This is a genomic window from Lentzea chajnantorensis (genome assembly GCF_054300775.1).
The window spans coordinates 1,725,197-1,751,033 of sequence record NZ_JBSDZT010000002.1; the positions used below are offsets into that span (position 1 = coordinate 1,725,197).

Below are 25,837 nucleotides of genomic sequence, written 5' to 3' on the forward strand. Positions count from 1 at the left end.
CCACCTGGACCATCCGTGTCGTCCGGCTGTGCCGCATCCGGTAAGCATGTGCGCGGAAGAGGGGATGGTGCATGAGCCTCCAGGTCGCGGTGGACTTCGGCACGTCGAGCACCTGCGTCGCGATCTCGGTGCACGGCAGGGAGCCGCAGGTCGTCGTTTTCGACGGCCAGCCGCTGGTGCCGTCCGCCGTGTTCGCGGCCGCGGACGGGACGTTGTTCGTCGGGCAGGAGGCCGAGCGGCAGGCCGCGGTCGACCCGGCCCGCTACGAGCCGCACCCGAAGCGCCGTATGGACGAGGGGGAGCTGCTGCTGGGCAGCACCGTGCTGCCCGTCGTGGACGTCGTGCGCGCGGTGCTGACCCGTGCGGTCGGGGAGGCGCGGCGCGTGGGCGGCGGTGCGCCCGTCGACCTGCTCGTGCTCACCCACCCCGCCGACTGGGGCACGGTCCGCACCCGCGTGCTGGTCCAGGCCGCGCGCGGGCTGGGGCGGGAGCTGGCGCTCGTGCCGGAACCCGTGGCGGCCGCCGTCTTCCACTCCGCGAGCCACTCCGTTCCCGACGGTGCGGCGCTGGCCGTGCTCGACCTCGGCGGCGGCACCGTCGACGCGAGCGTGGTCGCGCGCACCGGCAGGAGCTTCCGGGTGCTCGCGACGAAGGGCGACCCCGGCTTCGGCGGCGCGGACGTCGACCAGGCGTTGCTGGAGCACGTCGGCGCGCTCGTGTCGACGGAGGACCCGGACGCGTGGCGGCAGCTCGTCGAGGGCCGTGAGATGACCGACCGGCGCAAGCGGCGGGTGCTGCGGCAGGACGTCCGCGGCGCCAAGGAGACGCTGTCGCGGCACGCCTACACCGACGTGCCGATGCCGCCGCCGTTCCCCGACGCGCACGTCACCCGGTCCGACCTGGAGCAGCTGGTGGCGGTCCCGCTCGGCGGTGCGGCCGCGCTGGTGGGCTCGGCCGTGCGGGAGGCCGGTCTGGCGCCGCAGCAGCTGGCCGCGGTGTTCCTGGTGGGCGGCTCGTCCCGGATCCCGCTCGTCGCGCGGCTCGTGCACGAGCACACCGGCGTGGTGCCGACGAGCATCGACCAGCCGGAGACCGTCGTGGCCCGCGGTGCGCTGCGCGCGGTGAGCCTCGACCCGGAGCGCACCGGCGGCATGGCGCAGGGTGCGCCGGCCAAGCCACCTCAGAACCGGGCGCACCCACCGTCCAGGGGCCCCTCGGGGGAGGTGACCCACAACCTGCGCGTGTCCGGCGACACCACCCGCAAGATCACCCGCCGCATCACGCCGCCGCCGGTCGCGCAGTTCCCCGCGTCGTTCCCGTCGATGACGCCGCCGATGACGCCGCCGGAGAAGAGGAGCAAGGCGCCGTTGTTCATCGCGCTCGGCGTGGTCGTCGTGCTCGTGGCGGCCGGCGTCGGCGGGTTCCTCTGGTGGCAGCACCGGGAGGGGACGGGAACCGCCACTCCGCCGCCCGCGGACCAGATCGCGCAGTACGACTACAGCTTCACCCGGCCCGACGGCTGGGAGCAGACCGGCGGCGCACCCGCGGCCAGGCAGGTGCTCCTGCAACCGGTCGACCGGGAAAAGAACACCGGTGATTCCCCGGCGGACCGCATCGCTGTGCAAGAGCAAAAGCTGGAGTACAACAGCGACCAGGACCGCGGGCGGGCATTCGCGGAATTGCAGAAGCAATATGGCGAGCGCGAGGAGAGGGGCGACAAGGTCGCCGCGTTCAGCGATCGCCACACATTCGCGGGCAAGTCCGTTGTTCACTATCGCGAAGAGATCGGCGGGGCCGGGGTCGACTGGTACATCCAGTTCGTCGGTACGGCTCAGGTGAGCGTGGGCTGCCAGGCGACCGAGACCGGCCGTGACCGCGTCCGCACCGCCTGCGAGCAGATCGTCCGCTCGCTGACCATCAAGCCGTGAACAGCACCAGGGGAGTCGCCTGATGTCCGCCAACGAGGTCCTCGCCCGGTTCCGCGCCGAGGTCGGCCACGCGGTCACCCGCGCACGCCGCGCCGCCGGTGAGGCCGGCGCGCGCAACGCCGAGCTGCGGGAACGCACCCGCGAGCTGGCCCGGCAGGCCCGTGACCGCCGGGTGGAACCGGCGGCCGGTGCCACGCCGGGCGACGTCCGCGAGGCCGCCACGGGGTTCCGCACCGAGCGCGGACTGCCCGTCGAACGGACTCCGGAGGCCGCCGAGCTCGCCGCCGCGGCGTCTCAACCGGTTCCGGGACCTGAGGTTCCCGCCACCCCCGGTTCGACCGCGGTCGCCGGTCCGAGTGGCCAGCTTCCCCGCGCGGGTGACGATGACGAGGACTTTTCGCAGTCGCGAATCCTCTACTGACACCGTGCGTTCACCTGGCGTCGTTTACTAGCGCAACTACTTCGAAAGAAGTCGCGACAGGGCGGAACCGACATGGCAGGGTCCTCGTCGGAAGAGGCGTACGAACCAAGAAGTACGACCTGAAGTTCTCTGAAGGGGGCATCTCCCAATGGCTGGTTTCGGTACCACGACCGAAGAGCTCGACACTCTGGCGAAGCGCATCATCGAGGCCGACGAGACCGCGCAGGCGAAGATCCGTCAGGTCCGCGACGCCGCCGAGACCGTCTCCGCCGCGTGGAAGGGCTCGGCCCACACCGCGTTCCAGAGCCTGATCTCCCGCTTCGACGCGGACGCCGCGAAGGTCCAGGAGGCGCTCCGCGCGATCGCCGAGCAGATCTCCGACACCTCGAAGGTCTACGCGCAGAACGAAGCGGCCCAGGAGGCCGAGATGAGCAACGTCACCGCGCGCCTCGGCTGATCCTCCTGCTCCGCAGGTCCTCGTTCCGCAGTCCAGTACTTCACAGACTTTTCTAGGGGAGATCCACAATGGGTGAAATCAAGGTTGAGTTCGGTCAGATCGCGCAGGCGGCCTCGACCATCACCACGCAGTCCAAGGAGATCGACGGCGTCCTGGACGAGATCCGCGCCGAGGTCGTGCGCGTGCTCGGCACCTGGGAGGGTGAGGGCTCGGACACCTACAAGCAGTCCCAGGAGAAGTGGGACAACGCCGCGGCCGACCTGAACTCGGTCCTCGCCGCCATCGGTACCGCCGTGCAGCAGGCCGGCGAGGCGTACCAGCAGGCTGAGAAGCAGAACGTCTCGCGCTGGTAAGACCGCGCGTGGTGGCAAGACCCCTCGTGAGCCCCGGAACCACGTGGTCCGGGGCTCACGTACGTCCGGAGCGGGGTCGGTAGGAGGGGCCGTTTTGGTCCCCGCGCCACCCATCCGGTATCTTCTTACGTTGTTGTGCGGTAGCTGGCGCCTGTGTGTGCCGCGCCTGTCTCGGAACCACCGCTTGGTTCGTCCAAGATCGGTCTGGGGCAACCGCCGCAGTGACCCCAGACGCAAGTGACGACGAGGTAATTCCGTGCGCACGTACAGCCCGAAGCCCGGTGAGGTGACCCGCACCTGGCACGTGATCGACGCCCAGGACGTGGTGCTCGGCCGGCTCGCCACCCAGGCCGCGACGCTGCTGCGCGGCAAGCACAAGCCGACCTACGCGCCTCACGTTGACACCGGTGACTTCGTGGTCATCGTCAACGCTGACAAGGTCGCTCTGACCGGCTCGAAGCGCGACCAGGCGTTCCAGTACCGCCACTCCGGCTTCCCCGGTGGTCTGCGCAAGCAGTCCTTCGGCGAGGTCCTGGACACGCGCCCGGACCGCCTGGTGGAGAAGGCGATCAAGGGCATGCTGCCCAAGAACCGCCTTGGCCGTCAGATCGCGAACAAGCTGAAGGTCTACAGCGGACCGAACCACCCGCACGCGGCGCAGCAGCCGCAGGCCTTCGAGATCAAGAAGATCGCCCAGTGAGCGACGAGTACACCGAGGAAGTTCCTGTGACCACCCCTGAGAACGAGACCCCCGAAGCCGTCGAGGCGGAGGTTGTCGAGGCCGAGGTCGTCGAGGCTGCTCCCGAGGCCGACGCCGAGGCCGCTGAGGCTGAGGTCGAGGTCGCCGAGGACGAAGCCTCCGCGCCGGTGGTCGTCGCTCCCTCGCTGAACGGTGCGCCGCACCTGGCCCAGACCGTCGGCCGCCGCAAGGAGGCCGTCGTCCGCGTCCGCCTCGTGCCCGGCACCGGCAAGTTCACGCTGAACGGCAAGGCCCTCGAGGACTACTTCCCGAACAAGGTGCACCAGCAGCTCATCAAGGAGCCGCTCGTCACCACGGAGAAGCCCGAGACCTTCGACGTCATCGCCAACCTGCGTGGCGGCGGCATCACCGGCCAGGCCGGTGCGCTGCGCCTCGCCATCGCGCGTGCGCTGATCGCCGTCGACTCCGAGGACCGCCCGGTCCTGAAGAAGGCCGGCTTCCTCACCCGTGACCCGCGGGTCAAGGAGCGCAAGAAGTACGGTCTGAAGAAGGCCCGCAAGGCGCCTCAGTACTCCAAGCGCTGAGCGAGTTCCACAGCTGTACCTGCGGGAGCAGCAGTTCACCTCGAACTGCTGCTCCCGCAGTGTTTTCCGGGTCCTTCCCGTCGCCTCGCAGTGTCCATTTCGGAGGATTCATGGCCCGCCTGTTCGGCACCGACGGTGTGCGCGGTCTCGCCAACGCCGACCTCACCCCCGAACTCGCGATGTCCGTCGCCGCCGCGGCGGCGCGCGTGCTCGCCGAACACGACCGTTCCCACCGCCCGGTCGCCGTCGTCGGCCGCGACCCCAGGGCGAGCAGCGAGATGCTGGACGCCGCCGTCACCGCGGGCCTCACCTCGGCCGGTGCCGACGTGCTGCGCGTGGGCGCACTGCCCACCCCCGCCGTCGCGCACCTGGTCTCCTCGCTGGGCGCCGACATCGGCGTGATGATCTCCGCCTCGCACAACGCCATGCCGGACAACGGGATCAAGCTCTTCGCCGCGGGCGGCCACAAGCTGCCCGACTCGGTCGAGGACGAGATCGAGCAGCGCATGGGCTCCGGTTTCGAGCGCCCGACCGGTGCCGCGATCGGCCGCGTCCGCGACATCGCCGACGCCGAGACCCAGTACGTCGAGCACCTGCTCAAGGTCACGCCGCACCGCCTCGACGGCCTCAAGGTCGTGGTGGACTGCGCGAACGGCGCCGCGTCGGTGGCCGCGCCGGACGCCTACCGCCGCGCGGGCGCCGAGGTGGTCGCGATCAACGCGGACCCGGACGGCCTCAACATCAACGACGGCTGCGGCTCCACGCACCTCGATGTGATCTCTGCCGCAGTCCGCGAGCACGGCGCCGACCTCGGCATCGCCCACGACGGTGACGCCGACCGCTGCCTGGCCGTGGACGCCGAGGGCAACGAGGTCGACGGCGACCAGATCATGGCGGTCCTCGCGGTCGCGATGCGCGACGCGGGCGAGCTGTACGAGGACACCCTCGTCGCCACCGTGATGAGCAACCTGGGCCTGCACATCGCCATGCGCGAGGCCGGCATCCGGCTGCGCACCACCGCCGTCGGCGACCGCTACGTGCTGCAGGACCTCAAGGCCGGCGGCTACTCGCTCGGCGGCGAGCAGTCCGGCCACGTGGTGCTGCCCGCGCACGCCACCACCGGCGACGGCCTGCTCACCGCCCTGCGCCTGATGGCCCGGATGGCCGAGACCGGCAAGTCGCTCGCCGACCTCGCCGGCGTGATGCGCCGCCTGCCGCAGGTCCTGATCAACGTCAAGGTCGGCGACAAGGCCGCCGTGGCGAAGGCCACCTCCGTCAGCGAGGCCGTCGCGGCCGTGGAGGCCGAGCTGGGCGACACCGGCCGCGTGCTCCTGCGGCCGTCGGGCACCGAGCAGCTCGTGCGGGTGATGGTCGAGGCCACGAGCCACGACCAGGCCGAGTCGGCGGCGCAGCGCCTCGCGGATGTGGTTTCCTCGGTGCACTGAGGACGTGCGACGGGGGCTGGCCGGTCATGAGCGTGATGATGCTGTTGATCCTCCTGGTGCTGCTGGGAGGAGTGGCCGCGGTGGTGGTCGCCGTGGTCTCGGCGTCGAAGAAGAAGACACCGCCCCCGTACCCGCCTCAGGGCTTCCCGCAGCAGCACCACGGGCAGTACCCGCCTCAGGGGTATCCGCAGCCTGGCCACCAGCACCCCCAGCCCGGCCAGTACCCCCAGCCCGGCCAGCACCCTTACCCGCAGCAGGGCCAGTACCCGCAGCAGGGACCGCCACCCGGCCAGCAGCCGCCCACCCAGTGGTGATCGTCGGCGAAATGCGCCGAATGGCTGTTTACTAAGGCAACCGACATCGCGGAGCTCCGGTCGGCGTGTGAGCGGAGCTGGCACTGTATGGCGGAACCCGATGAGGCCGAACTGCGTCAGATCGGGGACTAGGGGAGGCGAGGAATGGCTGGTTTCGGCGTACAGTCCGGCGATCTCACGAAGACCGCGGGGACCTACGAGGCCGAGGGATCACAACTGATCTCGATGAAGCCGACGATCGTCCCGGTCGTGGGGGCCGGCCAGGTCGGGCGCAAGTTCCAGGCCGTCCACGCCACCTACAAGGGCTTCTTCGACCGGCTGGGTGTCAGCTGCGACACCTTCGGCAAGGAGGCCAACAACATCGCCACCCGGCTGAAGGACGTGGCGAAGTCGTACGAGTCGAACGAGTCCCAGACTTCGCAGCAGTTCAAGGGGTAGTGCGTCGTGGCCGACCAGAACGAGATCAAGAAGCTCCTCGACGACCCCAACGTCACGCCGGAGACCAAGAAGGCACTCGTCCCCGCGCTCGCCGGTGCCGGCGCGCCGGAGGAGGAGGTCGAGCGGTACGCCAAGGCGAACGGCGTCGACGTCCCCAGCGACCCCGGCCTCGGCAGCCACATCCTCGGTGCCGCACTCGCCGCGCCCACGGCCGGTCTCAGCACCGTCTTCGTCGGTGCCAAGGAGATCAACCGCTCCCAGTGGGAGAAGAAGGGCGGCGAGGCCGACGAGCTCGTCGCCAAGGCCAAGGAGGAGCGCGAGCTCGGCGCCACCCAGAAGGTCCTGAACGAGCAGGGTGACGTCCCGAGCAGCAACACGCTGCTCGACGCCGGCGCACCCGGTCTGCGGTTCTTCGAGAAGTTCATCCCGGTCTACCAGAAGGCCGCTCCCGCGTGCGGTCACCAGGGCGCAGCGCCGAACCTCGAAGGTGACGTCTACCGCAGGTACGACGAGGTCCGCGACATCGAGTTCGCCAAGTTCCGCGAGGACTCGGTGAAGCTCCAGGAAGCCGTCGGGAAGCTCCAGACCCACGACAACGCGCTCGGCAGCGCGTGGAACGGGCTGGGCTCGTGGGAGGGCCAGGCCGCTGAGGCGGCACGCGGCTACCACGACAAGTTCGCCGGCTCCTCCAAGACGCTCGTCCAGCAGACCGGTCAGGCCCCCGGTGCGATCACCGCCGGCGTGACGAACATGCAGAAGCACGTCAAGGAGTTCGCGCAGCAGATCCACGACCAGTACTCGGAGAAGTGCGGCGGTCTGACGGTCGAGGAGGCCGAGACCGCGATCCGGCACGCGAACGGCGACCTCTTCGAGAACGACGGCGGTGTCCTCGACTGGCTGCACGGCGTGCCCGGCCCGCTCTTCGGCGCCGTCACCGGCGCGATCTGCGGCGGCCCGCTCGGCATGCTCGCCGGTCTGGGCTGGGGCAGCTGGATCAGCAACACCCGCGAGGGCATCATCAACGCGGCCAAGGACAAGCTGCGGGCGCTCTGCCAGGAGTTCGACGCCAAGAAGAAGGCGTTCGACGGCTACTGCCAGACGGTGCAGGCCGGTGTGCAGAGCGACTACGACACGATGTTCACCGCGCTCAACGCGGCGATCCCCGCGGAGAGCCCGTTCGCGAAGATCGGTGACCCGCCCGCGTTCAGCGAGGACGGCGGCGGCCGCAAGCAGGTGCCCGGCACCGACGGCGGTGGCGGCGGCACGCCCGGTGGTTCGACTGGTGGCGGCGGCGGTGGCACGCCCGGCGGTGGCGGCGGCGGTACGCCCGAGATCCCCAAGCCGGAGAACCCGCTCGACAAGGACGGCGACGGCAAGCCCGACGTCCCCGGCGACACCGACGGCGACGGCAAGCCCGACGACCTCGACGGCGACGGCAAGCCGGACGACCTCGACGGCGACGGCAAGCCGGACGACCTCGACGGCGACGGCAAGCCGGACGACCAGCCGAAGCCCGAGGAAGAGCTCGAGAGCGTCACGGTCAAGGCGGGCGACAACACGATCAAGATCACGGAGCCCGACTCGAACGGGCACGTGAAGATGACGATCGACACGCCGAAGGGCGAGCCGAAGACCTACGACCTGGACTTCAGCAAGAACCCGGAGGCCGCCAAGGCGCTCATGGGCCAGAACGGCGCCCAGGCCGTGACGGCGCTGGCGAACCAGGTCACCGGCGGCCAGGTCACGGGTGGCCAGGCCACCGGCACGCCCACGACCGGTGCGACGCCCGCACCCGGCGGCGGTGGCGCGCCCGGCACGGGTCCCCTCGGTTCGGAGTCGAACCCGATCCCGGTCGAGGTGGGCGCCGACGGCAAGATCCACATCGAGCAGGACGGCGTGAGCTTCACCGCCGAGGTGAACCCGGACACCGGCGAGATCAACCTGACCGCGGACAACGGCGACGGCACGCCCGACCAGATCGGCGTGGCGTTCGGCGAGGACGAGAACCCGGCAGCGGCCGGTGGCTCCGGTGGCGGTGCGGTGGACGACCTGCGCCTCGACGATCCGGTGCAGATCCCTGAGCAGGACTTCCCGCGTCCGGTCGAGGGCGAGTTCCAGACGATGCCGGCCCAGGCGGACTTCCAGCCGATGCCCGCCCCCGCGGCCGAGCAGGTGTGGAGCCCGCCCGGTCAGGACGCCCCGGGCTTCCAGGAGGCGGTGGGCCGCAACTACGTCCAGGACAACGGTTTCATGCCGGGCCTGGGCGAGCCGAGGATGCCGGCGGACGGCCCGCAGTTCGCCACCGCGCAGGCCTCCGACAGCACCTCGACCTCGGGCGTCTCGTTCACCGGCGGCGGCTCCAGCGGCAGCGAGTCCGTTCTCGGCGGCTCGTCCATGGACAGCGCCTGGAACACCCCGTCCACCGGCGACAACGGCACCGGCTTCACCACGAACACCTCCGAGGCCGGCCAGCCCGGTTCCGCGAACCTCCCGTCCATGCAGGACGGTGCCCAGGCCCCCTCGGGCGCCGCGGCCGGCGGGATGATGGGCGGCGGGATGATGGGCGGCGGCATGGCAGGCGGAGGCGCGGGCGGCCAGCAGGGCGGCGACACCGAACGGGGCGCCAGCCAGTGGCGCACCACCGGCACCCTGTTCGACGACGACCGCGACAACAACAACCCGCTGAGCGCCGTGCACACCGTCCTGGGTGACGACCGAGGAGGCCGCTGACCCATGTCGACCGGGCAAGTGGACCCCAAGATCCAGGCGCTGTTCGACGAGAACATCGCCCGCTCCCGCCGCGCCAACACCGAGATCACGGCGGACCTCAAGGCCGACCAGGCCCGCCTGGCCGCCGAGGCGAAGGCCCGCGAGGACAAGCACCAGCGCGACCTCGCCGCGGCCAACGAGGCCGCGGAGAACATCGCCAAGCAGGGCGACAAACCCCAGCGCAAACCCCAGTGGGAACAGCGCGACCGCTCCGCGGGCGAACTGGCCTTCGGCCCCGAGGACGACGACGGCAGCTACGCCCCACCCCCGCAACAACCCCAGTTCACGCCGCCACCGCCACCGCCTCCGCCGCCGGTTCCGCCGGCGCGCAGCCGTCGGCCGGCTCCGGTGGCGGATGACGACGACGATTTGAGCGGTCAGACCTGGCTCAGCTGATCCGAGGCCGCTGACTCATCGGCGCACCCCGGTTCGTTCCGCGATGCGGAGCGGGCCGGGGTATTCGCGTTGACGGCCCCCGCGCGTCAGGCCGGCTTGCGCAGCCCTTCTCGCTGCAACACCAGCTCCGCGCCCTTCGAGTCCTCGTCCAGCAACGAGTCGTACGCCCGCTCACCCAGCAGCACCCGCAGCAGGAACGCCGCCACGAACGCCCGCCCGATCTTCTGGGCGCCGCGCTCACCGCGCCCGTCGAGCATGAGTTCGCTCCAGTGCCGCCCCTCGGTGAACCCGAGGTGCGAGGCCTTGGGCAGCAGTCGCAGCTGCACCGGGCCGCCCCAGGCGGTCGCGATGGCCTCGGAGTGGCCGACGGGCGGGGCGATGCGGTCCTCGCCCGCGGCGAGGTGCAGGCCGGGGGCCGACACCGAGCGGGCCGCGTCCAGTGCCGAGGGGCGGGTCTCCGTTGCGGCCAAAGTCACAACGGCTCGCACCTTCGGGGACGAGGAGGCCGCCAGCACGGCCGCGCCGCCGCCCATCGAGTGGCCGGCGAGGGCCAGGCGGGTGGGGTCGACGCTGATGTCGCCGGTGCCCAGGCGGACGCCGGTGCAGATGTCCAAAGTGGTCAGCAGGTTCGCCGACAGCACGCGTGCGGAGAGCAGCGGGCCGCGTTCCACGGCCGGTGCCGCGGCGACCACGCCCCACGAGGCGAGGTGGCGCAAAAGGCCGTGGTAGCGGCGAACCGGCTGCATCCAGCCGTGCCCGAAGGCGACCGCGGGCAGGCCGAGACCGGTGGCCGGGGTGAACACGACGCCGGGCAGGCCGACGAGGGCCAGGTCGCCGCGCAGCACCGGGTGGGGACCGGGGCGGCTGAGCTGCTCGAGAGCCTGTTTCGCGGTCAGCGTGATCACGCGGCGAGCCATGGCTGAACCGTAGTCGATGGTGTCGCCGTCGCCACATCCAAGATTGGTCTACACCAAAGCTGGCCCTGACCTGCGCTGATTCACCACCCTCGCCCTTTAGGGTTGACGCCGTGGTCTAGCTACCCTGTCTTCCGTGTGCGGAATCGTGGGATACGTGGGTCACCAGTCGGCGCTCGACGTGGTGCTGGACGGGCTGAGGCGGCTCGAGTACCGGGGTTACGACTCGGCCGGTGTCGCGGTCGTCGCGGACGGTGAGCTCGCCGTCGAGCGCAAGGCCGGGCGGCTGCAGAACCTGGAGGCGAGGCTCGACGAGGTGGGTCGCGACGGGTTCGCGGGCACCGTCGGCATGGGACACACGCGGTGGGCGACGCACGGCGCGCCGATCGACCGCAACTCGCACCCGCACCGCGACTCGGCGAACCGGGTCGCCGTGGTGCACAACGGCATCATCGAGAACTTCCTCGCGCTGCGCGGCGAGCTCGAAGGGCTCGGCATCGAGATGGCGTCCGACACCGACACCGAGACGGTCGCGCACCTCGTGGCCATCGCGTACGGCGACGGTGACACGAAGGGCGACCTGCCCGCCAGCGTGCGCAAGGTCGTGAGCCGCCTGGAGGGCGCGTTCACGCTCGTCTTCACGCACGCCGACGAGCCCGACACGGTCGTCGCCGCACGCCGCAACTCGCCGCTGGTCGTCGGCGTCGGCGAGAACGAGTACTTCGTCGCGAGCGACGTCGCAGCGTTCATCGCGCACACCAAGGAGGCCGTCGAGCTGGGGCAGGACCAGATGGTCGTGCTCACCCGCGACGGCTACGAGGTCACCGACTTCGACGGCGCGCCGGCCGAGGCCAAGCCGTTCACGGTCAACTGGGACCTCAGCGCCGCCGAGAAGGGCGGCCACGAGTACTTCATGCTCAAGGAGATCGAGGAGCAGCCGGAGGCGCTGGCGAACACGCTGCGCGGCCACTTCGCGAACGGCCGGATCGTGCTCGACGAGCAGCGGCTGTCCGACCAGGACCTGCGCGACGTCGACAAGGTCTTCGTCGTCGCCTGCGGCAGCGCCTACCACTCCGGTCTGGTCGCGAAGTACGCGATCGAGCACTGGACGCGGCTGCCCGTCGAGGTCGAGCTGGCCTCCGAGTTCCGCTACCGCGACCCGGTGCTCGACCGCGACACGCTCGTCGTCGCCGTGTCGCAGTCCGGTGAGACCGCGGACACCCTCGAAGCCGTCCGCCATGCCCGCGCGCAGAAGGCCCGCGTCCTCGCGGTCTGCAACACCAACGGCGCGCAGATCCCGCGCGAGTCCGACGCCGTGCTCTACACGCACGCCGGCCCCGAGATCGGTGTCGCGTCGACCAAGGCGTTCCTCGCCCAGATCGCGGCGAACTACCTGGTCGGCCTGGCCCTCGCGCAGGCCCGCGGCACCAAGTACCCGGACGAGGTCGCCCGCGAGTTCCACGAGCTGGAGGCCATGCCCCAGGCCGTGCAGCGGGTGCTCGGCACCATCGACCAGGTCAAGGCGCTGGGCCGGGAGCTCGCCGACTCGAAGGCGGTGCTGTTCCTCGGCCGCCACGTCGGCTACCCGGTGGCGCTGGAGGGCGCGCTCAAGCTCAAGGAGCTCGCCTACATGCACGCCGAGGGCTTCGCGGCTGGCGAGCTCAAGCACGGCCCGATCGCGCTGATCGAGGAGGACCTCCCGGTCGTCGTGGTCATGCCGTCGCCGAAGGGCCGTGCCGTCCTGCACTCGAAGCTGGTGTCCAACATCAGCGAGATCCAGGCCCGCGGCGCCCGCACGATCGTGATCGCCGAGGAGGGTGACGAGACGGTGCGCCCGTTCGCGGACCACCTGATCGAGATCCCGGCCGTCCCGACGCTGCTGCAGCCGCTCATCTCGACCATCCCGCTGCAGGTGCTCGCGGCCGAGATCGCGACCGCCCGCGGCTACGACGTCGACAAGCCTCGCAACCTCGCGAAGTCCGTTACCGTCGAATAGGTGAGAGGCGTCTGGCACACCGAACGCGTCAAGTCCGCTGAAGAGGAGCTCATGGCGGTCGTCCCGCCGGGCTCGCTGATGCGCAAGGCCGCGTTCGGTGTGGCCACCCACGCCCTCCGGCTCCTGCGGGGCCGCCGCCGCGTCACGCTGCTCGTGGGCGCTGGCAACAACGGCGGCGACGCCCTGTGGGCCGGGTACTTCCTGCGTCGCCGGGGGGTCGCGGTGTCCGCGGTCCTGCTCACCCCCGGCAAGGCGCACGCGGAAGGCCTCGCCGCGTTCCGCGGGGCAGGCGGCCGGGTCGTCGACGAGGTCGGCACCCCCGACCTGGTGATCGACGGCATCGTCGGCCTGTCCGCCCGCGGCCCGTTGCGCCCGGAAGCCGCCAAGCTCGTCGAGGGCGTCACGGCCCCGGTCCTCGCCGTGGACCTGCCCAGCGGCATCGACCCGGACACCGGTGAGATCTCCGGTCCGCACGTAAAGGCCCACACCACGGTCACGTTCGGCTGCCTCAAGCCGGTCCACGCGCTGGCCGACTGCGGCGAGGTGCACCTGGTCGACATCGGCCTGCGCCCGCGGGACCCGGACTTCGTGCTGCTGGACCGCGCGGACATCGCCTGGCCGCTGCCGGGCCCGTCCGACGACAAGTACACCCAGGGCGTCACGGGCGTCGCCGCCGGCAGCTCGACCTATCCCGGTGCCGCGGTGCTCGCCACCGGTGCCGCCGTGCTCGCGACGTCGGGCATGGTCCGCTACGCCGGTCCCGCCGCCGACGCGATCCGCGCCCGCTGGCCGGAGACCATCTGCACCGGCTCGATCACCGACGCGGGCCGCGTGCAGGCCTGGGTCGTCGGCCCCGGCATGGGCACGGGCAGCTCGTCCGCCGAGGTGCTGAGGTTCGTGCTGGACGCGAACGTCCCGGTGGTCGCCGACGCCGACGCCATCACGCTGCTGGCGCAGCAGCCGCAGCTGTGGGACGCCCGCGACCCCGACTCGGCACTGGTGCTGACCCCGCACGACCGCGAGTTCGAACGCCTGGCGGGCCCGGTCGGCGGCGACCGGGTGGCGGCCGCGCGCAAGGCCGCCCAGCGCTTCAACGCCGTGGTGCTGCTGAAGGGCCACCGGACCGTCGTGGCCGCCCCGGACGGCCGGGCGCTGGTCAACTCGGCCACCTCGTCCTGGCCGGCGACCGCCGGATCGGGTGACGTGCTGTCCGGGATCATCGGGGCGTTGCTGGCCGCCGGTCTCGACCCGTTCCTGGCCGCGGGGTACGCCGCCCACGTGCACGTTCTGGCAGCGGAGCTGGCCGCGGACGGCGCACCGTTGCCCGCGTCCGGGCTGATGACCGGGATCACGGCGGCGATCAGGAGCCTCTGAGCGCTCGCTCACACCTGATGAGCTGCGCTCTTGTGGAACGATGACCGGGTTATGGCCCGTTCAGAAGTAGTCGTCGACCTCGGCGCGCTGCGGCACAACGTCGCGCTGCTCGCCGGCCTCGCCCCTGCCGCCCAGACCATGGCCGTCGTGAAGGCCGACGGGTACGGGCACGGCGCGGTGGAGGTCGCCAGGGCCGCGCTCGAAGCCGGTGCGACCTGGCTCGGTTCGTGCTCCACGCAGGAAGCCCTCGCGCTGCGCAGCGCCGGCATCCAGGCACCCATCCTCGCCTGGCTGGACGCACCGGACGAGGACCTGGCCGCGGGCATCGCCGCCGACGTCGACCTGTCCGTCGCCTCCCTGTCCGACCTGCGCCGGGTCGAGCAGGCCGCCGAGGAGGCCGACGCCCGGCCGCGGCTCCACCTCAAGATCGACACCGGCCTGAGCCGCAACGGCTGCCAGCCGCGCGACTGGCCGGAGCTGGTCCAGGCCGCCCGCCACCACGACGTGGTCGCCGTCTGGTCGCACCTCGCCTCCGCCGACGAGATCGGCGACCCGTCCATCGACCTGCAGGCCAAGCGGTTCGACGACGCCTACGAGGTGGCGCGCGCGCACGGCCTCGACCCGCTGCGGCACATCGCGAACTCCGCGGCCCTGCTGACCCGGCCCGACCTGCACTTCGACCTGGTCCGGCCCGGCATCGCGATCTACGGCCTGAACCCGGTGCCGACCGACCACGACCTGCGGCCGGTCATGAGCTACCGCTCGCACGTGGCGCTCACGAAACGCATCCCCGCCGGTGAGTCGGTCTCCTACGGGATGACGTGGACGGCGCGGGAGGACACGACGCTGGCACTGGTGCCCGCGGGGTACGCGGACGGTGTCCCGAGGGCGCTCTCCGGCCGGATGGAGGTGCTCCTGGACGGGAAGCGCCGCCCGGTGGTCGGCCGGGTCTGCATGGACCAGGTCGTGGTGAGCTGCGGGGACGACGAGGTGCGCGAGGGCGCCGAGGTCGTCCTGTTCGGCGACGGGAGCCGGGGCGAGCCGACGGCGAGGGAGTGGGCGGAGCTGACCGGGACGATCGACTACGAGATCGTCTGCGGGATGTACCGGCCGCGGGTGCGGAGGATCTACACGTGAGACCGGTGTGGAAGGTCGTCGGCTGGGTCGGTGGCGCGCTCGGTGCCGCCGTCGCCGGTGCCGCCGTCGCGCAGACCGCGAAGGTGTCGCACGAGCGCAAGACCGCGTCCGACGGCCTCGCCGACGAACAGCTGGGCCTGCTGCGGCCCGACCGCGAGTCGACGGTCGCCGCCGACGACGGCGTGCCGCTCTCCGTCGAGGAGGTCGACCCCGCCGACGGGGGCGAACCGGACATCGCCGTCGTGCTCGTGCACGGCTTCGCGCTCGACCGCCGCTGCTTCCACTTCCAGCGCCGCGACCTCGCCGAACTGCTGGACCCGCGCGTGCACCAGGTGCTCTACGACCAGCGCAGCCACGGCCGGTCCGGCCGGTCGTCGGCGGAGGGCAGCACGATCGACCAGCTCGCGCTCGACCTCGACGCGGTGGTCCGCGCGGTCGTGCCGGACGGGCCGCTGGTGCTCGTCGGCCACTCCATGGGCGGCATGACGATCATGGCGCTGGCCGAGAAGCACCCTGAGCTCTTCGAGGAACGGGTCCGCGGCGTCGCGTTGATCGGCACGGCCGCCGGTGCCGTCGGCGGCGCGGGCCTGCCGAAGTCCGTGCTGTCGCGCTACAACCCGGTGACGCTCGGCGTCGGCCGGCTCGCCGGCGTGCAGCCGGGCCTCGTCGAGTGGGTGCGCAAGAGCGCGAAGAGCCTGACCTGGAGCGGCATCCGCACGCTGGCGTTCGGCGACCGCAAGGTGGCGCCGTCGCTCGTGGACCTGATGGACCAGATGATCGGCGGGACCACGGTGAAGGTGCTCACCGAGTTCCTGGAGACCCTCGGCACGCACGACCGCTACAAGGCGCTGGCCGGTCTGCGGCACTGCGAGGTGCTGATCCTGAGCGGGGACGCGGACAAGCTCACGCCGTTCTCGCACGCAGAGCGGATGGCCGAGGAGATGCCGCACGCCACGCTCGTCCGTGCCCCCGGTGCCGGGCACATGGTGATGATGGAGCAGGCTGACCTGGTCAACGACCACCTGGTCGCGCTGATCGAGCGGTGCGCGGCCGACCGCGGAGGAAATCAGGAGAAGTGGTGGCGTCGAGCGTGAAGACCGTCGAACTGCCCCTGGTGACCGACACCGAGGAGTTCGGCCGCAGGCTGGGCGAGCTCGTCCGCGCGGGCGACCTGCTGCTGCTGGCCGGTCCGCTGGGAGCGGGGAAGACGGCGCTCGTGCGCGGTCTGGCCCGCGGCCTCGGCGTGCAGGGCCGGGTGTCGTCGCCGACGTTCGTCGTGGCCCGCGTCCACGAGCCCGCCGAGGGCGGCAGGGGCGTGCGGCTGGTGCACGTCGACGCGTACCGGCTCGGTGGCCACCTGGACGAGCTGGACGACCTCGACCTGGACACCGACCTGGTCGACGCCGTGGTCGCCGTCGAGTGGGGCGAGGGCCTCGCGGAACGGCTGAGCGAGGACCACCTGCTGATCCGCCTCGAACGCGGAACCGACGACGTTCGCACGGCGCAGCTCGTCCCGCACGGCGGGTGGACGGGTCGTCCCCTCCCGGTGTGACGCCGTCCAGCAGATGGGGTGACACCCGTCAAGGGCGGAACGGCCGGCGCCGATGGACCTACCATGATCAACAAGTCGCTCCTCGCGACCGCCGTCGTCGGCGGTGCCCTCCTCGCCGCGGGAGCGCCCGCCTCCGCCGGTGAGCACAGCCGCGCCGGCGGTATCCGCGTCGCGGACAACTTCTGCGCAGCCCCGTGGCTGTGGAACGGCCCGGCCGCGCTGCTGCACGAGGGCCACGCACCCGGCTACGCCACGTGCACCGACGTTCGCACCGCCGGTGACGACGCCGTCAGCGTCCTGGACGACGCCTGCGCCGCGCCGTGGCGGTGGAACGGCCCGCTGGAGATCTTCACGATCGACCACTCGTCGGCCTGCTCGACCGGCTGAGCGCCACCAGCTCGGCGGGATGGCCGGACCGAGCCCGCCGGCCATCCCGCCGTCCGTCCCCTCAGGACAGCTCGCCGTCTCGTTGCGCCGCGTCTGTGAGGGCTTGAGGACGCGTGGGAACTGTGGGTGCGGACACATGTGTTCGATTGCCGCTGCTCCGCAGACGGCGACGAGGTCGTCGAGAAGTCGGCCACCCGGCCGCCGCTTCCGGCCGAATCGCCTCCGGCGGTTGACCGGAAGAGGCAACCGGATGACCGACACGACCTCGTACTACCCTGGACAATCGTGCTAGTGCTCGCCGTCGACACGGCCACCCCCGCAGTCACCGCCGGTGTGGTCGAACTCGCGCCCGACTCCCCGCCGCGCCTGCTCGCGAAGCGGGTGACGCTCAACGCCAAGGCGCACGGCGAGCTGCTCACCCCCCACATCTCCGCCGCGCTCGACGAGGCCGGCAAGGCGTACTCCGACCTGGACGCGATCGTCGTCGGCGCGGGTCCCGGCCCGTTCACCGGGCTGCGGGTCGGTCTCGCCACCGCCGCGGCGCTCGGGCAGGCGCTCAACCGCCCGGTCTACCCGGTGGCCACCACGGACGCGATCGCCAAGGACGCCGCCAGCGGGCACCCGCTGCTGGTCGCCACGGACGCGCGCCGCAGGGAGGTCTACTGGGCCGCCTACGACGCCGCCGGTCGCCGCACCGACGGGCCGCACGTGGAGCGCCCGCAGGACCTCGCGGAGAAGCTGCCCGCGCTGGGCGTGCACCAGGCGACCGGTGAGGGTGCGGAGCTCTACGCCGACGTCCTCGGCCTGGAGCTGCTCCAGGCGAAGCACCCGTCGCCGGAGGGGCTGGTCGCCGCCGCGGCCGCCGAGGTGCTCGCGAAGGCCCGTCCCGCCGCGCTCACCCCGCTCTACCTGCGCCGCCCGGACGCGGTCGAGCCCACCGGCCGCAAGCGGGTGACCAGGGCATGACCACCGGCACCGTCACACTCGGGCCGTTGCAGCACGCCGACGTGCCGCGGTGCCACGAGATCGAGCTCGACCTGTTCCCCGGCGAGGACCCGTGGAGCGAGACCGCGTTCCACAGCGAGCTCGACCGCGGCAACTACTACCGGGGCGCGTACTGCGACGGCGAGCTGATCGGGTACGCGGGGCTCGCCGCGTCGGCGTACGAGGCGAGCGTGCACACCATCGCCGTCGCCCGGCCCTGGCAGGGCAGGGGCGTCGGCAAGATGCTGCTGCGCGACCTCCTCGCCCGCGTCGACGAGATCGACGTGCCGGTGTTCCTCGAGGTCCGCACGGACAACGAGCCCGCGATCGCCCTCTACCTCGCGCACGGCTTCGAGCACCTCGGCTTGCGCCGCCGCTACTACCAGCCGTCGGGTGCCGACGCGTACACGATGGGAAGGCCCGCGAAAAGTGTCTGACCGACTCATTCTCGGCATCGAGAGCTCCTGCGACGAGACGGGCTTCGGCATCGTCCGGCTCGGGCAGGACGGCTCGCTCGAGCTGCTCGCTGACGAGGTCGCCTCCAGCGTCGAGGAGCACGCCCGCTTCGGCGGCGTCGTGCCGGAGGTCGCCTCGCGCGCCCACCTCGAAGCGCTGGTGCCGACCCTGCGCCGGGCGCTCGACACCGCGCGGGTCGAGCTTCTCCCAGCTCCACTCGATCGCCGTCACCGCGGGTCCCGGTCTCGCCGGGGCGCTGCTGGTCGGCGTGTCCGCCGCGAAGGCCTACGCCGCCGCGCTCGGCAAGCCGCTCTACGGGGTGAACCACCTCGCCGGCCACGTCGCCGCGGACACGCTGCAGCACGGTCCGTTGCCACAGCGCTGCCTCGCGCTGCTGGTCTCCGGCGGCCACTCGCAGCTGCTGCTCGTCGAGGGCGGCCTGGCCGGCTCGATCACCGAGATCGGCTCCACCGTGGACGACGCCGCCGGCGAGGCCTACGACAAGGTCGCGCGGCTGCTCGACCTGCCCTACCCCGGCGGCCCGCCCATCGACAAGCTCGCCAAGCAGGGCAACGGCTGCGCGATCGCGTTCCCGCGCGGTCTCACCGGCCCGCGCGACGCGAAGTACGACTTCTCGTTCTCCGGTCTGAAGACCGCGGTCGCCCGCTGGGTCGAACGCGCCGAGAGCGCCGGCGAGGAGATCCCGCTGGCCGACGTCGCCGCGTCGTTCCAGGAGGCCGTCGCGGACGTGCTGACCGCCAAGGCCATCCGCGCCGCCAAGGACCTCGGCGTCGACACGCTGGTCATCTCCGGCGGTGTCGCGGCGAACTCGCGGCTGAGCGGCCTGGCCGCCGAGCGCTGCGCGGAGGCGGGCATCGAGCTGCGCGTGCCGAGGCCGCGGCTGTGCACCGACAACGGCGCGATGATCGCCGCTCTCGGCGCGCACCTGGTGGCGGCGGGCGCCAAGCCGTCGTCGATGGACCTCTCGACCAACCCCGGCCTGCCGGTCAACTCGGTCCAGATCCTCTGATCACAGCCGGTGCAGGCCCGGCCTGCGGTCCTCCACGGCGAACGACGCCCTGGTGGTGACCGGGGAGCCGGGCCTCGTCACGTGGTCGAGGCCGCGGAAGTCCGCGCGCAGCTCCTCGGGCGTGAACCTGGCGATCGTGTAGCCGCGGCGGTTGTTGAAGTACTTCACGTGCGGGTTCTCGCGCAGCCACGACGGCGTCTCGGCGTACTCCTCCGACCCGTCACCGCCGGCCGTGATCGACGTGGTCACCAGCTCGGTCGCGAGTGCCCGCGACGACGGGTCGTCCCAGCGCTGTTTGACCTCCGCGGCCCACGCCGCGTGCACGTCCCCGGTCAGCACGACCGGGTTCCGCACGTCCGCGAACCGCGCCACCACCCGGTCCCGGTCGGCCACGTAGCCGTCCCAGGCGTCCAGCAGGAACTCGTCGACCTCGCCGGGGACGTAGTCGTACTGCGAGAAGAACACCTGCTGGCCGAGCACGTCCCACCGCGCCCGCGACCCCCGCAGCCCGGCGAACAGCCAGTCCTCCTGCTCGGCGCCGAGCATGGTGCGCTCGGGCGCCAGCCGCTCCGGGCAGAGCTGCAGGCCGTCCCCGCAGGCCTGGTCGGTCCGGTACTGGCGGGTGTCGAGCAGGTGGAACGTGGCGAGCGCACCCCAGCCGATCCGCCGGTACAGCCGCGGCGACCTGCGCAGGGGCATGTTCTCGTAGTAGGCCTGGAAGGCCGCGGCCCTTCGCGCGGGGAAGTCCGGCTGCGGCCGGTCCGGCACCAGGCCCGCCCAGTTGTTGTCGATCTCGTGGTCGTCCCAGACGACGCTCCACGGCGCCGCGGCGTGCGCTGCCTGGAGGTCCGGGTCGGCCTTGTACTGCGCCTGCCGCCGCCGGTAGTCCGCGAGCGTGGTGGTCGTCGGGCCCTCGACGTGCCGGACGTTGCCGCTCGGGGCGACGTGGACGCCCGCCTCGTACTCGTAGGTGTAGTCGCCGAGGTGCAGGACCAGGTCGGGTTCGTCCTCGGCCAGCCGCCGGTACGCCGTGAAGTAGCCGTGCTCGTACTGCGCGCACGAGGCGAACGCCATCGTCAGCGGCACCCGCAGCGAACCGGGCGCGGGCGCCGTGCGGGTGCGGCCGGTCCGGGAGAGGTGGTTGAGGGCCTTGAAGCGGTAGAAGTACTCGCGGCCGGGCGCCAGCCCGGCGAGCTCCACGTGGACGCTGTGCGCCCGCTCCGGTCGAGCCGTGGTGGAGCCGTGCCGCACGGTTCGGGTGAACCGCTCGTCCTCGGCGACCTGCCACTGGACCTCCACCGGGCGCGCCGGCATGCCTCCCAGGCCGTCCTCCGCGAGCGGTTCGACGGCCAACCGGGTCCACAGCACCACCCCGTCGGGTGTCGGGTCCCCCGAGGCCACGCCCAGTGTGAAAGGGTCGGACCGGCGGGCGGACCCCGCGACCGAGAACGCTGTGACGCCGGCCACTCCGGAGAGCAGCAGCGTGCGGCGCGAGAACGTGACCATGGCCTGAACACGGCTCCCACCGGGTGAGCGGTTCGGGACCCTCGTTGAAGCGTTGGCACTCTCATGGGTAGAGTGCCAACTGCACGGCACCAGCACCGCCCCGACCCCCGCGACGGCGGGGTGGCAGGAGCCGTTTATTCGAACCTGCCAACGACCCGTGGAGGTCATCCCGGTGAGCGTGAACATCAAGCCGCTCGAGGACAAGATCGTCGTTCAGGCCTCCGAGGCCGAGACGACCACTGCCTCCGGCCTCGTGATCCCGGACACCGCGAAGGAGAAGCCCCAGGAGGGCAAGGTCCTCGCGGTGGGCCCCGGCCGCATCGACGACAAGGGCAACCGCGTCCCGCTGGACGTCGCTGTCGGCGACGTCGTCATCTACTCGAAGTACGGCGGCACCGAGGTCAAGTACAACGGCGAGGAGTACCTGATCCTCTCCGCCCGCGACGTGCTGGCCGTCGTCAACTAAGACGCTCGGCTGTCATGCCTGACGCCCCGGCGCCCCACTCCGGGGCTTCCGGGGCGTTTCGCTACCAGAGAGGCTTTAGGCAATGCCCAAGCAGATCAGCTTCGACGAGGACGCTCGTCGGGCGCTCGAGCGCGGCGTCAACAAGCTCGCGGACACCGTCAAGGTCACCCTTGGCCCGCGCGGGCGCCACGTCGTGCTCGACAAGAAGTTCGGTGGCCCGACGGTCACCAACGACGGTGTGACCATCGCCCGTGAGATCGAGCTGGACGACGCGTTCGAGAACCTCGGCGCGCAGCTCGCCAAGTCGGTCGCCACCAAGACCAACGACGTCGCGGGTGACGGCACCACCACCGCCACCGTGCTGGCGCAGGCGCTGGTCAAGGAAGGCCTGCGCAACATCGCCGCGGGTGCGAACCCGACCGCGCTCGGCCGTGGCATCCAGGCCGCCGCCGACGCCGTCGTGGACGCGCTCAAGGGCAAGGCCACCCCGGTCAAGGGCCGCGACAACATCGCCCAGGTCGGCACCGTCTCCTCGCGGGACACCTCGATCGGCGCGCTGCTCGGCGAGGCCATCGAGCGGGTCGGCGAGGACGGCGTCATCACCGTCGAGGAGTCCTCGACGCTGGCGACCGAGCTCGCGATCACCGAGGGCGTGCAGTTCGACAAGGGTTACGTGTCGACGCACTTCTCGACCGACCTCGAAGCGCAGGAGGCCGTCTACGAGGACGTCCGCATCCTGCTGCACCGCGAGAAGATCTCGGCGCTGGCCGACGTCCTCCCGATCCTCGAGAAGGTCGCGGAGTCCGGCAAGCCGCTGCTGATCATCGCCGAGGACGTCGAGGGCGAGGCCCTGTCCACCCTGGTGGTCAACGCCGTCCGCAAGACCCTGAAGGTCGTCGCCGTGAAGGCGCCGTTCTTCGGTGACCGCCGCAAGGCGTTCCTGGACGACCTCGCGGTCGTCACCGGCGGCGAGGTGATCTCCTCGGAGATCGGCCTGAAGCTGTCCGAGACCACGCTCGACCAGCTGGGTTCCGCCCGCCGCGTCGTCGTGACCAAGGACGACACCACGATCGTGGACGGCGGCGGCACCAAGGCCGACATCGCCGGCCGCGCGGAGCAGCTGCGCCGCGAGATCGAGGCCACGGACTCCGACTGGGACCGCGAGAAGCTCCAGGAGCGCCTCGCGAAGCTCTCCGGCGGCATCGCCGTGATCAAGGTCGGCGCCGCCACCGAGACCGAGCTGAAGGAGCGCAAGCACCGCATCGAGGACGCGGTCGCCGCTACCAAGGCCGCGGTCGAGGAGGGCATCGTCCCCGGCGGTGGCTCCGCTCTCGTGCACGGCGCCAAGGTGCTCGACGGCGGTCTCGGCCTGACCGGTGACGAGGCCACGGGTGTCGCGCTCGTCGCGAAGGCGCTGTCCGCGCCGCTGTTCTGGATCGCCTCGAACGCCGGCCTCGAAGGTGCCGTCGTGGTGAACAAGGTCCGCGAGGGCGAGTGGGGCTTCGGCATCAACGCCGCCTCGCTGGAGTACGGCGACCTGCTGGAGCAGGGCATCATCGACCCGGTCAAGGTCACCCGCTCCGCCGTGGCGAACGCCGCCTCCATCGCCCGCATGGTGCTCACGACCGAGAGCGCCATCGTGGAGAAGAAGGCGGAGGAGCCGGCCGCTGCCGGTCACGGCCACGGCCACGGGCACGGCCACTGAGTCGCCGCTCCCGCTTCCGTCGGGACCGCGATCTCTGAGCTGGAACGAGAACCGGGGCGGCACCACTCACGTGGTGCCGCCCCGGTTCTTCTCGTCCACCACCCCGCGCCCCCTTGAAGCCAGCAGAGCGACGGGGAGAGGGCGACCCGGTCAGACGATCGCCAGCTGGCGTTTTCTCGCCTTGATGATGTGGTCGCGTTCCGACTCCGAGAGCCCGCCCCAGATTCCGTAGGGTTCCTGGACCGCGAGCGCGTGCCTGCGGCACATCTCCAGCACCGGGCAGGCGAGGCAGACGGCCTTGGCCCGGGCCTCCCGGCGAGATCTCGCCGGACCCCGTTCACCGTCGGGGTGGAAGAAGAACGCGCTGTCCATGCCCCGGCACGAACCGCGCATCTGCCAGTCCCACAGGTCTGCGTTGGGACCGGGGAGCCTTCGGGTGTCCGCCATCGAGACCGCCTCCGTGACGACTGCTCCATTCGGCTTAACGAAGATCCACCGTAGAACCGCGTCAATACTTGTTCAAGAGGCAGAAGACCCTTATCAACTGATGGGTGACAGCACGCGTGTTCGATCACTCACCGCCCGGAGTTGCCACCCGGAAGAGGTGAACGGAACATGTTTGCCGTGATGATCCAGCCGGAGCACAGATCTGCCGGTGGTCACACGGGTGAACCCCTCCTGTCCGTGGCCGCGGTGGCCAGGCGGCTCGGGGTGGCACCCGCGACGCTGCGCACCTGGGACCGGCGCTACGGACTCGGGCCGAGCGGCCACACGGTCGGACGGCACCGCAAGTACGGACCGCGCGACGTGGCCCGCCTTGAGCTGATGCAGCGCGCGCTCCTGCGTGGCGCCTCGTCGGCCGAAGCCGCCCGGTTCGCGCTCGACTCGAAGGCGTCGATGACGCACGGTGAGGTGCCCGCCGCACCCACCGGTGGCCGCGGTCTGAAGTTGCCGGGTGCCTCCCGGCTCGCCCGCGGGCTCGGTCGTGCGGCGCTCGCCATGGACTCGATCGCCGTGCAGGAGGTGCTGGCCGACTCGCTCGCCTCCGAGGGCGTGGTCGCGACGTGGAACGAGGTCGTGCGGCCGGTGCTGGCCGCCGTCTCCGCGCGGTGGGAGCTGTCGGGTGCCGGCGTGGAGGTCGAGCACCTGCTGAACGAGTGCGTGCTCGCCTCGTTCGTCCGCGCGACACCGCTCGTCACCCTCGGGCGCAACCACCGGCCCGTGCTGCTCGCGTGCATGCCGGAGGAACGGCACAACCTGCCGCTCTACCCGTTGGCGGCCGAGCTGGCGCAGCGCGGGATCGTCGTCCGGCTGCTCGGGGCGGCGTTGCCGGCGGACGCGCTGGCCGCGGCGGTGCGGCGGACCGCGCCGTCGGCGGTGGTGCTGTGGGCGCAGCTGCCCAGGTACGCCGATCCGGGAGTGCTGGCGGCGGTCCCGCGGACCCGGCAGCAGGTGCGGGTGTTCGTCGGCGGGCCGGGCTGGCGGCGGGGGATGGTGCCGACGCCGGCCGAGCGGGTCGACGACCTGGGTGACGCGGCGGCCGCGGTCGAGGCCGCCGTCACCTGACGGCACACTGCCTGTTCGTGAACTCCGGAGAAGACGCGCTGCGCCGGGCCGCTTTCGGTGCCGCGCCGGGCGACGACGTCTGGGCCGCACTGGGTGCGCCGAGCGCTCGGGTGCGCTGGCTCGCCGCCGTCGTGCTCGGCGGGCAGGGGCACTACGCCGCCGCGGCGACCGCCCTCGACGCGCTGCGGCACGACCCCGACCCGGTCGTCGCCTCGCTCGCCCTGTCGACCCGCGCCTCGCACCACCGCCAGCTCGGCGCGCACCACCTCGCCCGCGGCCTGGACGGCCGGGCGCTCGCCCACGTGCGGGGCGACGACGCCGGCGACCCGGACGGGGTGGACGCCGCCGGGGCCCGCACCGACGCACTGCTCGGGCTCGCCGCCGACGCGATCGGTGCCGGGCGCACGCACGAGTCGCGCCGGCTGCTCGCCCGCGTCGGGCGGACCCCGTCCTGGCGGAGCGCGGTGCGGTTCGGCTGGGTGAGGGCGGAGGTCGAGCTGGCCTCCGGGAACGCCGGGGCCGCGGTGGCACCGGCCGAGGAGGCGCACGGCGTGGCGACGAGGGCAGGAGCCGTCCGCCACACCGTGAAGTCGGCCCTCGTGCTGGGCACCTCGTTGATCGTGTCGGGGACGCCCGAGGGCACGGCCAGAGGGGTTGAACTGGTCGAGTGTGACCTAAATCACAGCGTCATGGACGGGCTCCAACCGTTGATCTGGCCGAGCGCTCTGGTGCTGGCAGACCATGCCCCCACGGTGGGCGCAACCGCCATCGACCGGGCGACGGAGGCTCTGAGCTGCGTGTTACGCAGAGCTGATCCAGTCAGCCGTCGGGTCGCCCTCGAGTCCCCCTGGGTGCCGACCGGGCTGCTCCGTTCCGGGGAACCCCCGAATGCAGACCCTCAGACGAACTTCTTGACGGATTAAGCACCGGATCGTGTCAAGGTCGGGCCATCAGCGTCC

Annotated in this window: 26 protein-coding genes and 1 pseudogene; 24 read left to right on the forward strand and 3 right to left on the reverse strand. The window is 71.7% G+C overall.

Annotated elements, in window-relative coordinates; all coding sequences use genetic code 11:
- The first annotated feature begins 71 nt into the window (after positions 1–71).
- The 11 genes from ACVDFE_RS09300 (at position 72) to ACVDFE_RS09350 (ending at position 9,805) form a co-directional block, all read left to right on the forward strand.
- A complete protein-coding gene (locus ACVDFE_RS09300) occupies positions 72–1,928 on the forward strand; it encodes a type VII secretion-associated protein (protein ID WP_458430196.1) in 1,857 nt (618 codons plus the stop codon).
- Positions 1,929–1,950: 22 nt separating this feature from the next.
- Positions 1,951–2,349: a hypothetical protein gene (locus tag ACVDFE_RS09305; RefSeq protein WP_458430197.1), complete on the forward strand. Its 399-nt coding sequence runs from the start codon at positions 1,951–1,953 to the stop codon at positions 2,347–2,349.
- Positions 2,350–2,497: 148 nt separating this feature from the next.
- Positions 2,498–2,806, forward strand: a complete 309-nt coding sequence (locus ACVDFE_RS09310) for a WXG100 family type VII secretion target (protein ID WP_360395773.1) — start codon at positions 2,498–2,500, stop codon at positions 2,804–2,806.
- A 68-nt stretch (positions 2,807–2,874) separates the two neighbouring features.
- The gene (locus ACVDFE_RS09315; protein WP_360395775.1) at positions 2,875–3,159 is read left to right on the forward strand and encodes a WXG100 family type VII secretion target; all 285 of its coding nucleotides are present in this window, start codon (positions 2,875–2,877) and stop codon (positions 3,157–3,159) included.
- A gap of 256 nt (positions 3,160–3,415) precedes the next feature.
- Complete coding sequence (rplM, locus tag ACVDFE_RS09320) at positions 3,416–3,859, forward strand: 50S ribosomal protein L13 (RefSeq protein ID WP_360395776.1); 444 nt, start codon at positions 3,416–3,418, stop codon at positions 3,857–3,859.
- 26 nt (positions 3,860–3,885) lie between these two features.
- A complete protein-coding gene (rpsI, locus tag ACVDFE_RS09325; RefSeq protein ID WP_360395777.1) occupies positions 3,886–4,443 on the forward strand; it encodes a 30S ribosomal protein S9 in 558 nt (185 codons plus the stop codon).
- A 110-nt stretch (positions 4,444–4,553) separates the two neighbouring features.
- Complete coding sequence (glmM, locus tag ACVDFE_RS09330) at positions 4,554–5,888, forward strand: phosphoglucosamine mutase (protein WP_458430198.1); 1,335 nt, start codon at positions 4,554–4,556, stop codon at positions 5,886–5,888.
- A 26-nt stretch (positions 5,889–5,914) separates the two neighbouring features.
- The gene (locus ACVDFE_RS09335; RefSeq protein WP_360395781.1) at positions 5,915–6,202 is read left to right on the forward strand and encodes a hypothetical protein; all 288 of its coding nucleotides are present in this window, start codon (positions 5,915–5,917) and stop codon (positions 6,200–6,202) included.
- Positions 6,203–6,346: 144 nt separating this feature from the next.
- Positions 6,347–6,640 carry a hypothetical protein gene (locus ACVDFE_RS09340; protein WP_360395782.1) on the forward strand — a complete coding sequence of 98 codons (294 nt, stop codon included), beginning with the start codon at positions 6,347–6,349 and terminating at the stop codon, positions 6,638–6,640.
- A 6-nt stretch (positions 6,641–6,646) separates the two neighbouring features.
- A complete protein-coding gene (locus ACVDFE_RS09345) occupies positions 6,647–9,370 on the forward strand; it encodes a hypothetical protein (RefSeq protein ID WP_458430199.1) in 2,724 nt (907 codons plus the stop codon).
- Positions 9,371–9,373: 3 nt separating this feature from the next.
- Positions 9,374–9,805: a hypothetical protein gene (locus ACVDFE_RS09350; RefSeq protein ID WP_360395784.1), complete on the forward strand. Its 432-nt coding sequence runs from the start codon at positions 9,374–9,376 to the stop codon at positions 9,803–9,805.
- Between the two features lie 86 nt (positions 9,806–9,891).
- Here the strand turns inward: ACVDFE_RS09350 and ACVDFE_RS09355 are convergent, their stop codons facing one another.
- Entirely contained in the window at positions 9,892–10,722 is an 831-nt protein-coding gene (locus ACVDFE_RS09355; RefSeq protein ID WP_458430200.1) for a dienelactone hydrolase family protein, read from the reverse strand.
- A 133-nt stretch (positions 10,723–10,855) separates the two neighbouring features.
- On the opposite strand from ACVDFE_RS09355, the gene glmS reads away from it, so the two are divergent.
- The 9 genes and pseudogenes from glmS to tsaD all read left to right on the forward strand — a co-directional run bounded on the left by glmS (position 10,856) and on the right by tsaD (position 19,635).
- Positions 10,856–12,715, forward strand: coding sequence for a glutamine--fructose-6-phosphate transaminase (isomerizing) (gene glmS / locus ACVDFE_RS09360; RefSeq protein ID WP_360395787.1), 1,860 nt, complete (start codon positions 10,856–10,858; stop codon positions 12,713–12,715).
- Positions 12,716–14,089 carry an NAD(P)H-hydrate dehydratase gene (locus ACVDFE_RS09365; RefSeq protein WP_458430201.1) on the forward strand — a complete coding sequence of 458 codons (1,374 nt, stop codon included), beginning with the start codon at positions 12,716–12,718 and terminating at the stop codon, positions 14,087–14,089. It abuts the gene before it with no gap.
- A 51-nt stretch (positions 14,090–14,140) separates the two neighbouring features.
- Positions 14,141–15,226, forward strand: a complete 1,086-nt coding sequence (gene alr / locus ACVDFE_RS09370) for an alanine racemase (protein ID WP_360395791.1) — start codon at positions 14,141–14,143, stop codon at positions 15,224–15,226.
- A complete protein-coding gene (locus ACVDFE_RS09375) occupies positions 15,223–16,320 on the forward strand; it encodes an alpha/beta fold hydrolase (RefSeq protein ID WP_360395793.1) in 1,098 nt (365 codons plus the stop codon). The genes alr and ACVDFE_RS09375 overlap by 4 nt, the downstream gene beginning before the upstream one ends.
- Complete coding sequence (gene tsaE, locus ACVDFE_RS09380) at positions 16,317–16,778, forward strand: tRNA (adenosine(37)-N6)-threonylcarbamoyltransferase complex ATPase subunit type 1 TsaE (protein ID WP_360395795.1); 462 nt, start codon at positions 16,317–16,319, stop codon at positions 16,776–16,778. Before ACVDFE_RS09375 ends, tsaE begins: the two co-directional genes overlap by 4 nt.
- A 63-nt stretch (positions 16,779–16,841) precedes the next feature.
- Complete coding sequence (locus ACVDFE_RS09385) at positions 16,842–17,165, forward strand: hypothetical protein (RefSeq protein ID WP_360395796.1); 324 nt, start codon at positions 16,842–16,844, stop codon at positions 17,163–17,165.
- Positions 17,166–17,450: 285 nt separating this feature from the next.
- Positions 17,451–18,131, forward strand: a complete 681-nt coding sequence (tsaB, locus tag ACVDFE_RS09390; protein WP_360395797.1) for a tRNA (adenosine(37)-N6)-threonylcarbamoyltransferase complex dimerization subunit type 1 TsaB — start codon at positions 17,451–17,453, stop codon at positions 18,129–18,131.
- Entirely contained in the window at positions 18,128–18,586 is a 459-nt protein-coding gene (gene rimI, locus ACVDFE_RS09395) for a ribosomal protein S18-alanine N-acetyltransferase (protein WP_360395798.1), read from the forward strand. Before tsaB ends, rimI begins: the two co-directional genes overlap by 4 nt.
- Positions 18,579–19,635 (forward strand): annotated as a pseudogene (gene tsaD, locus ACVDFE_RS09400) (tRNA (adenosine(37)-N6)-threonylcarbamoyltransferase complex transferase subunit TsaD). The gene rimI and the pseudogene tsaD overlap by 8 nt, the downstream one beginning before the upstream one ends.
- On the opposite strand, the gene ACVDFE_RS09405 reads toward tsaD, so the two are convergent.
- Positions 19,636–21,141 carry an alkaline phosphatase D family protein gene (locus tag ACVDFE_RS09405; protein WP_458430202.1) on the reverse strand — a complete coding sequence of 502 codons (1,506 nt, stop codon included), beginning with the start codon at positions 21,139–21,141 and terminating at the stop codon, positions 19,636–19,638. It lies immediately after the preceding pseudogene.
- 172 nt (positions 21,142–21,313) lie between these two features.
- On the opposite strand from ACVDFE_RS09405, the gene groES reads away from it, so the two are divergent.
- Both groES and groL read left to right on the forward strand, forming a co-directional pair.
- Positions 21,314–21,607: a co-chaperone GroES gene (gene groES, locus ACVDFE_RS09410; RefSeq protein WP_030478362.1), complete on the forward strand. Its 294-nt coding sequence runs from the start codon at positions 21,314–21,316 to the stop codon at positions 21,605–21,607.
- An 82-nt stretch (positions 21,608–21,689) separates the two neighbouring features.
- A complete protein-coding gene (groL, locus tag ACVDFE_RS09415) occupies positions 21,690–23,312 on the forward strand; it encodes a chaperonin GroEL (RefSeq protein WP_360395804.1) in 1,623 nt (540 codons plus the stop codon).
- A 150-nt stretch (positions 23,313–23,462) separates the two neighbouring features.
- Here the strand turns inward: groL and ACVDFE_RS09420 are convergent, their stop codons facing one another.
- Positions 23,463–23,759: a WhiB family transcriptional regulator gene (locus ACVDFE_RS09420; RefSeq protein WP_086663892.1), complete on the reverse strand. Its 297-nt coding sequence runs from the start codon at positions 23,757–23,759 to the stop codon at positions 23,463–23,465.
- A gap of 168 nt (positions 23,760–23,927) precedes the next feature.
- Between ACVDFE_RS09420 and ACVDFE_RS09425 the strand changes: the two genes are divergently transcribed.
- On the forward strand, positions 23,928–24,878 hold the full coding sequence (locus ACVDFE_RS09425; RefSeq protein ID WP_360395806.1) for a MerR family transcriptional regulator: 951 nt from the start codon (positions 23,928–23,930) through the stop codon (positions 24,876–24,878).
- A 17-nt stretch (positions 24,879–24,895) separates the two neighbouring features.
- The gene (locus tag ACVDFE_RS09430) at positions 24,896–25,801 is read left to right on the forward strand and encodes a hypothetical protein (protein ID WP_458430203.1); all 906 of its coding nucleotides are present in this window, start codon (positions 24,896–24,898) and stop codon (positions 25,799–25,801) included.
- The last annotated feature ends 36 nt before the right edge of the window (positions 25,802–25,837 follow it).

Coding starts and splice junctions, on each gene's coding strand:
- ACVDFE_RS09300 (WP_458430196.1), top strand. CDS start 72: ATGAGCCTCCAGGTCGCGGTGGACTTCGGCACGTCGAGCACCTGCGTC.
- ACVDFE_RS09305 (WP_458430197.1), top strand. CDS start 1,951: ATGTCCGCCAACGAGGTCCTCGCCCGGTTCCGCGCCGAGGTCGGCCAC.
- ACVDFE_RS09310 (WP_360395773.1), top strand. CDS start 2,498: ATGGCTGGTTTCGGTACCACGACCGAAGAGCTCGACACTCTGGCGAAG.
- ACVDFE_RS09315 (WP_360395775.1), top strand. CDS start 2,875: ATGGGTGAAATCAAGGTTGAGTTCGGTCAGATCGCGCAGGCGGCCTCG.
- glmM (WP_458430198.1), top strand. CDS start 4,554: ATGGCCCGCCTGTTCGGCACCGACGGTGTGCGCGGTCTCGCCAACGCC.
- ACVDFE_RS09335 (WP_360395781.1), top strand. CDS start 5,915: ATGAGCGTGATGATGCTGTTGATCCTCCTGGTGCTGCTGGGAGGAGTG.
- ACVDFE_RS09340 (WP_360395782.1), top strand. CDS start 6,347: ATGGCTGGTTTCGGCGTACAGTCCGGCGATCTCACGAAGACCGCGGGG.
- ACVDFE_RS09350 (WP_360395784.1), top strand. CDS start 9,374: ATGTCGACCGGGCAAGTGGACCCCAAGATCCAGGCGCTGTTCGACGAG.
- ACVDFE_RS09355 (WP_458430200.1), bottom strand. CDS start 10,722: ATGGCTCGCCGCGTGATCACGCTGACCGCGAAACAGGCTCTCGAGCAG.
- alr (WP_360395791.1), top strand. CDS start 14,141: ATGGCCCGTTCAGAAGTAGTCGTCGACCTCGGCGCGCTGCGGCACAAC.
- ACVDFE_RS09385 (WP_360395796.1), top strand. CDS start 16,842: ATGATCAACAAGTCGCTCCTCGCGACCGCCGTCGTCGGCGGTGCCCTC.
- rimI (WP_360395798.1), top strand. CDS start 18,128: ATGACCACCGGCACCGTCACACTCGGGCCGTTGCAGCACGCCGACGTG.
- ACVDFE_RS09405 (WP_458430202.1), bottom strand. CDS start 21,141: ATGGTCACGTTCTCGCGCCGCACGCTGCTGCTCTCCGGAGTGGCCGGC.
- groL (WP_360395804.1), top strand. CDS start 21,690: ATGCCCAAGCAGATCAGCTTCGACGAGGACGCTCGTCGGGCGCTCGAG.
- ACVDFE_RS09420 (WP_086663892.1), bottom strand. CDS start 23,759: ATGGCGGACACCCGAAGGCTCCCCGGTCCCAACGCAGACCTGTGGGAC.
- ACVDFE_RS09425 (WP_360395806.1), top strand. CDS start 23,928: ATGTTTGCCGTGATGATCCAGCCGGAGCACAGATCTGCCGGTGGTCAC.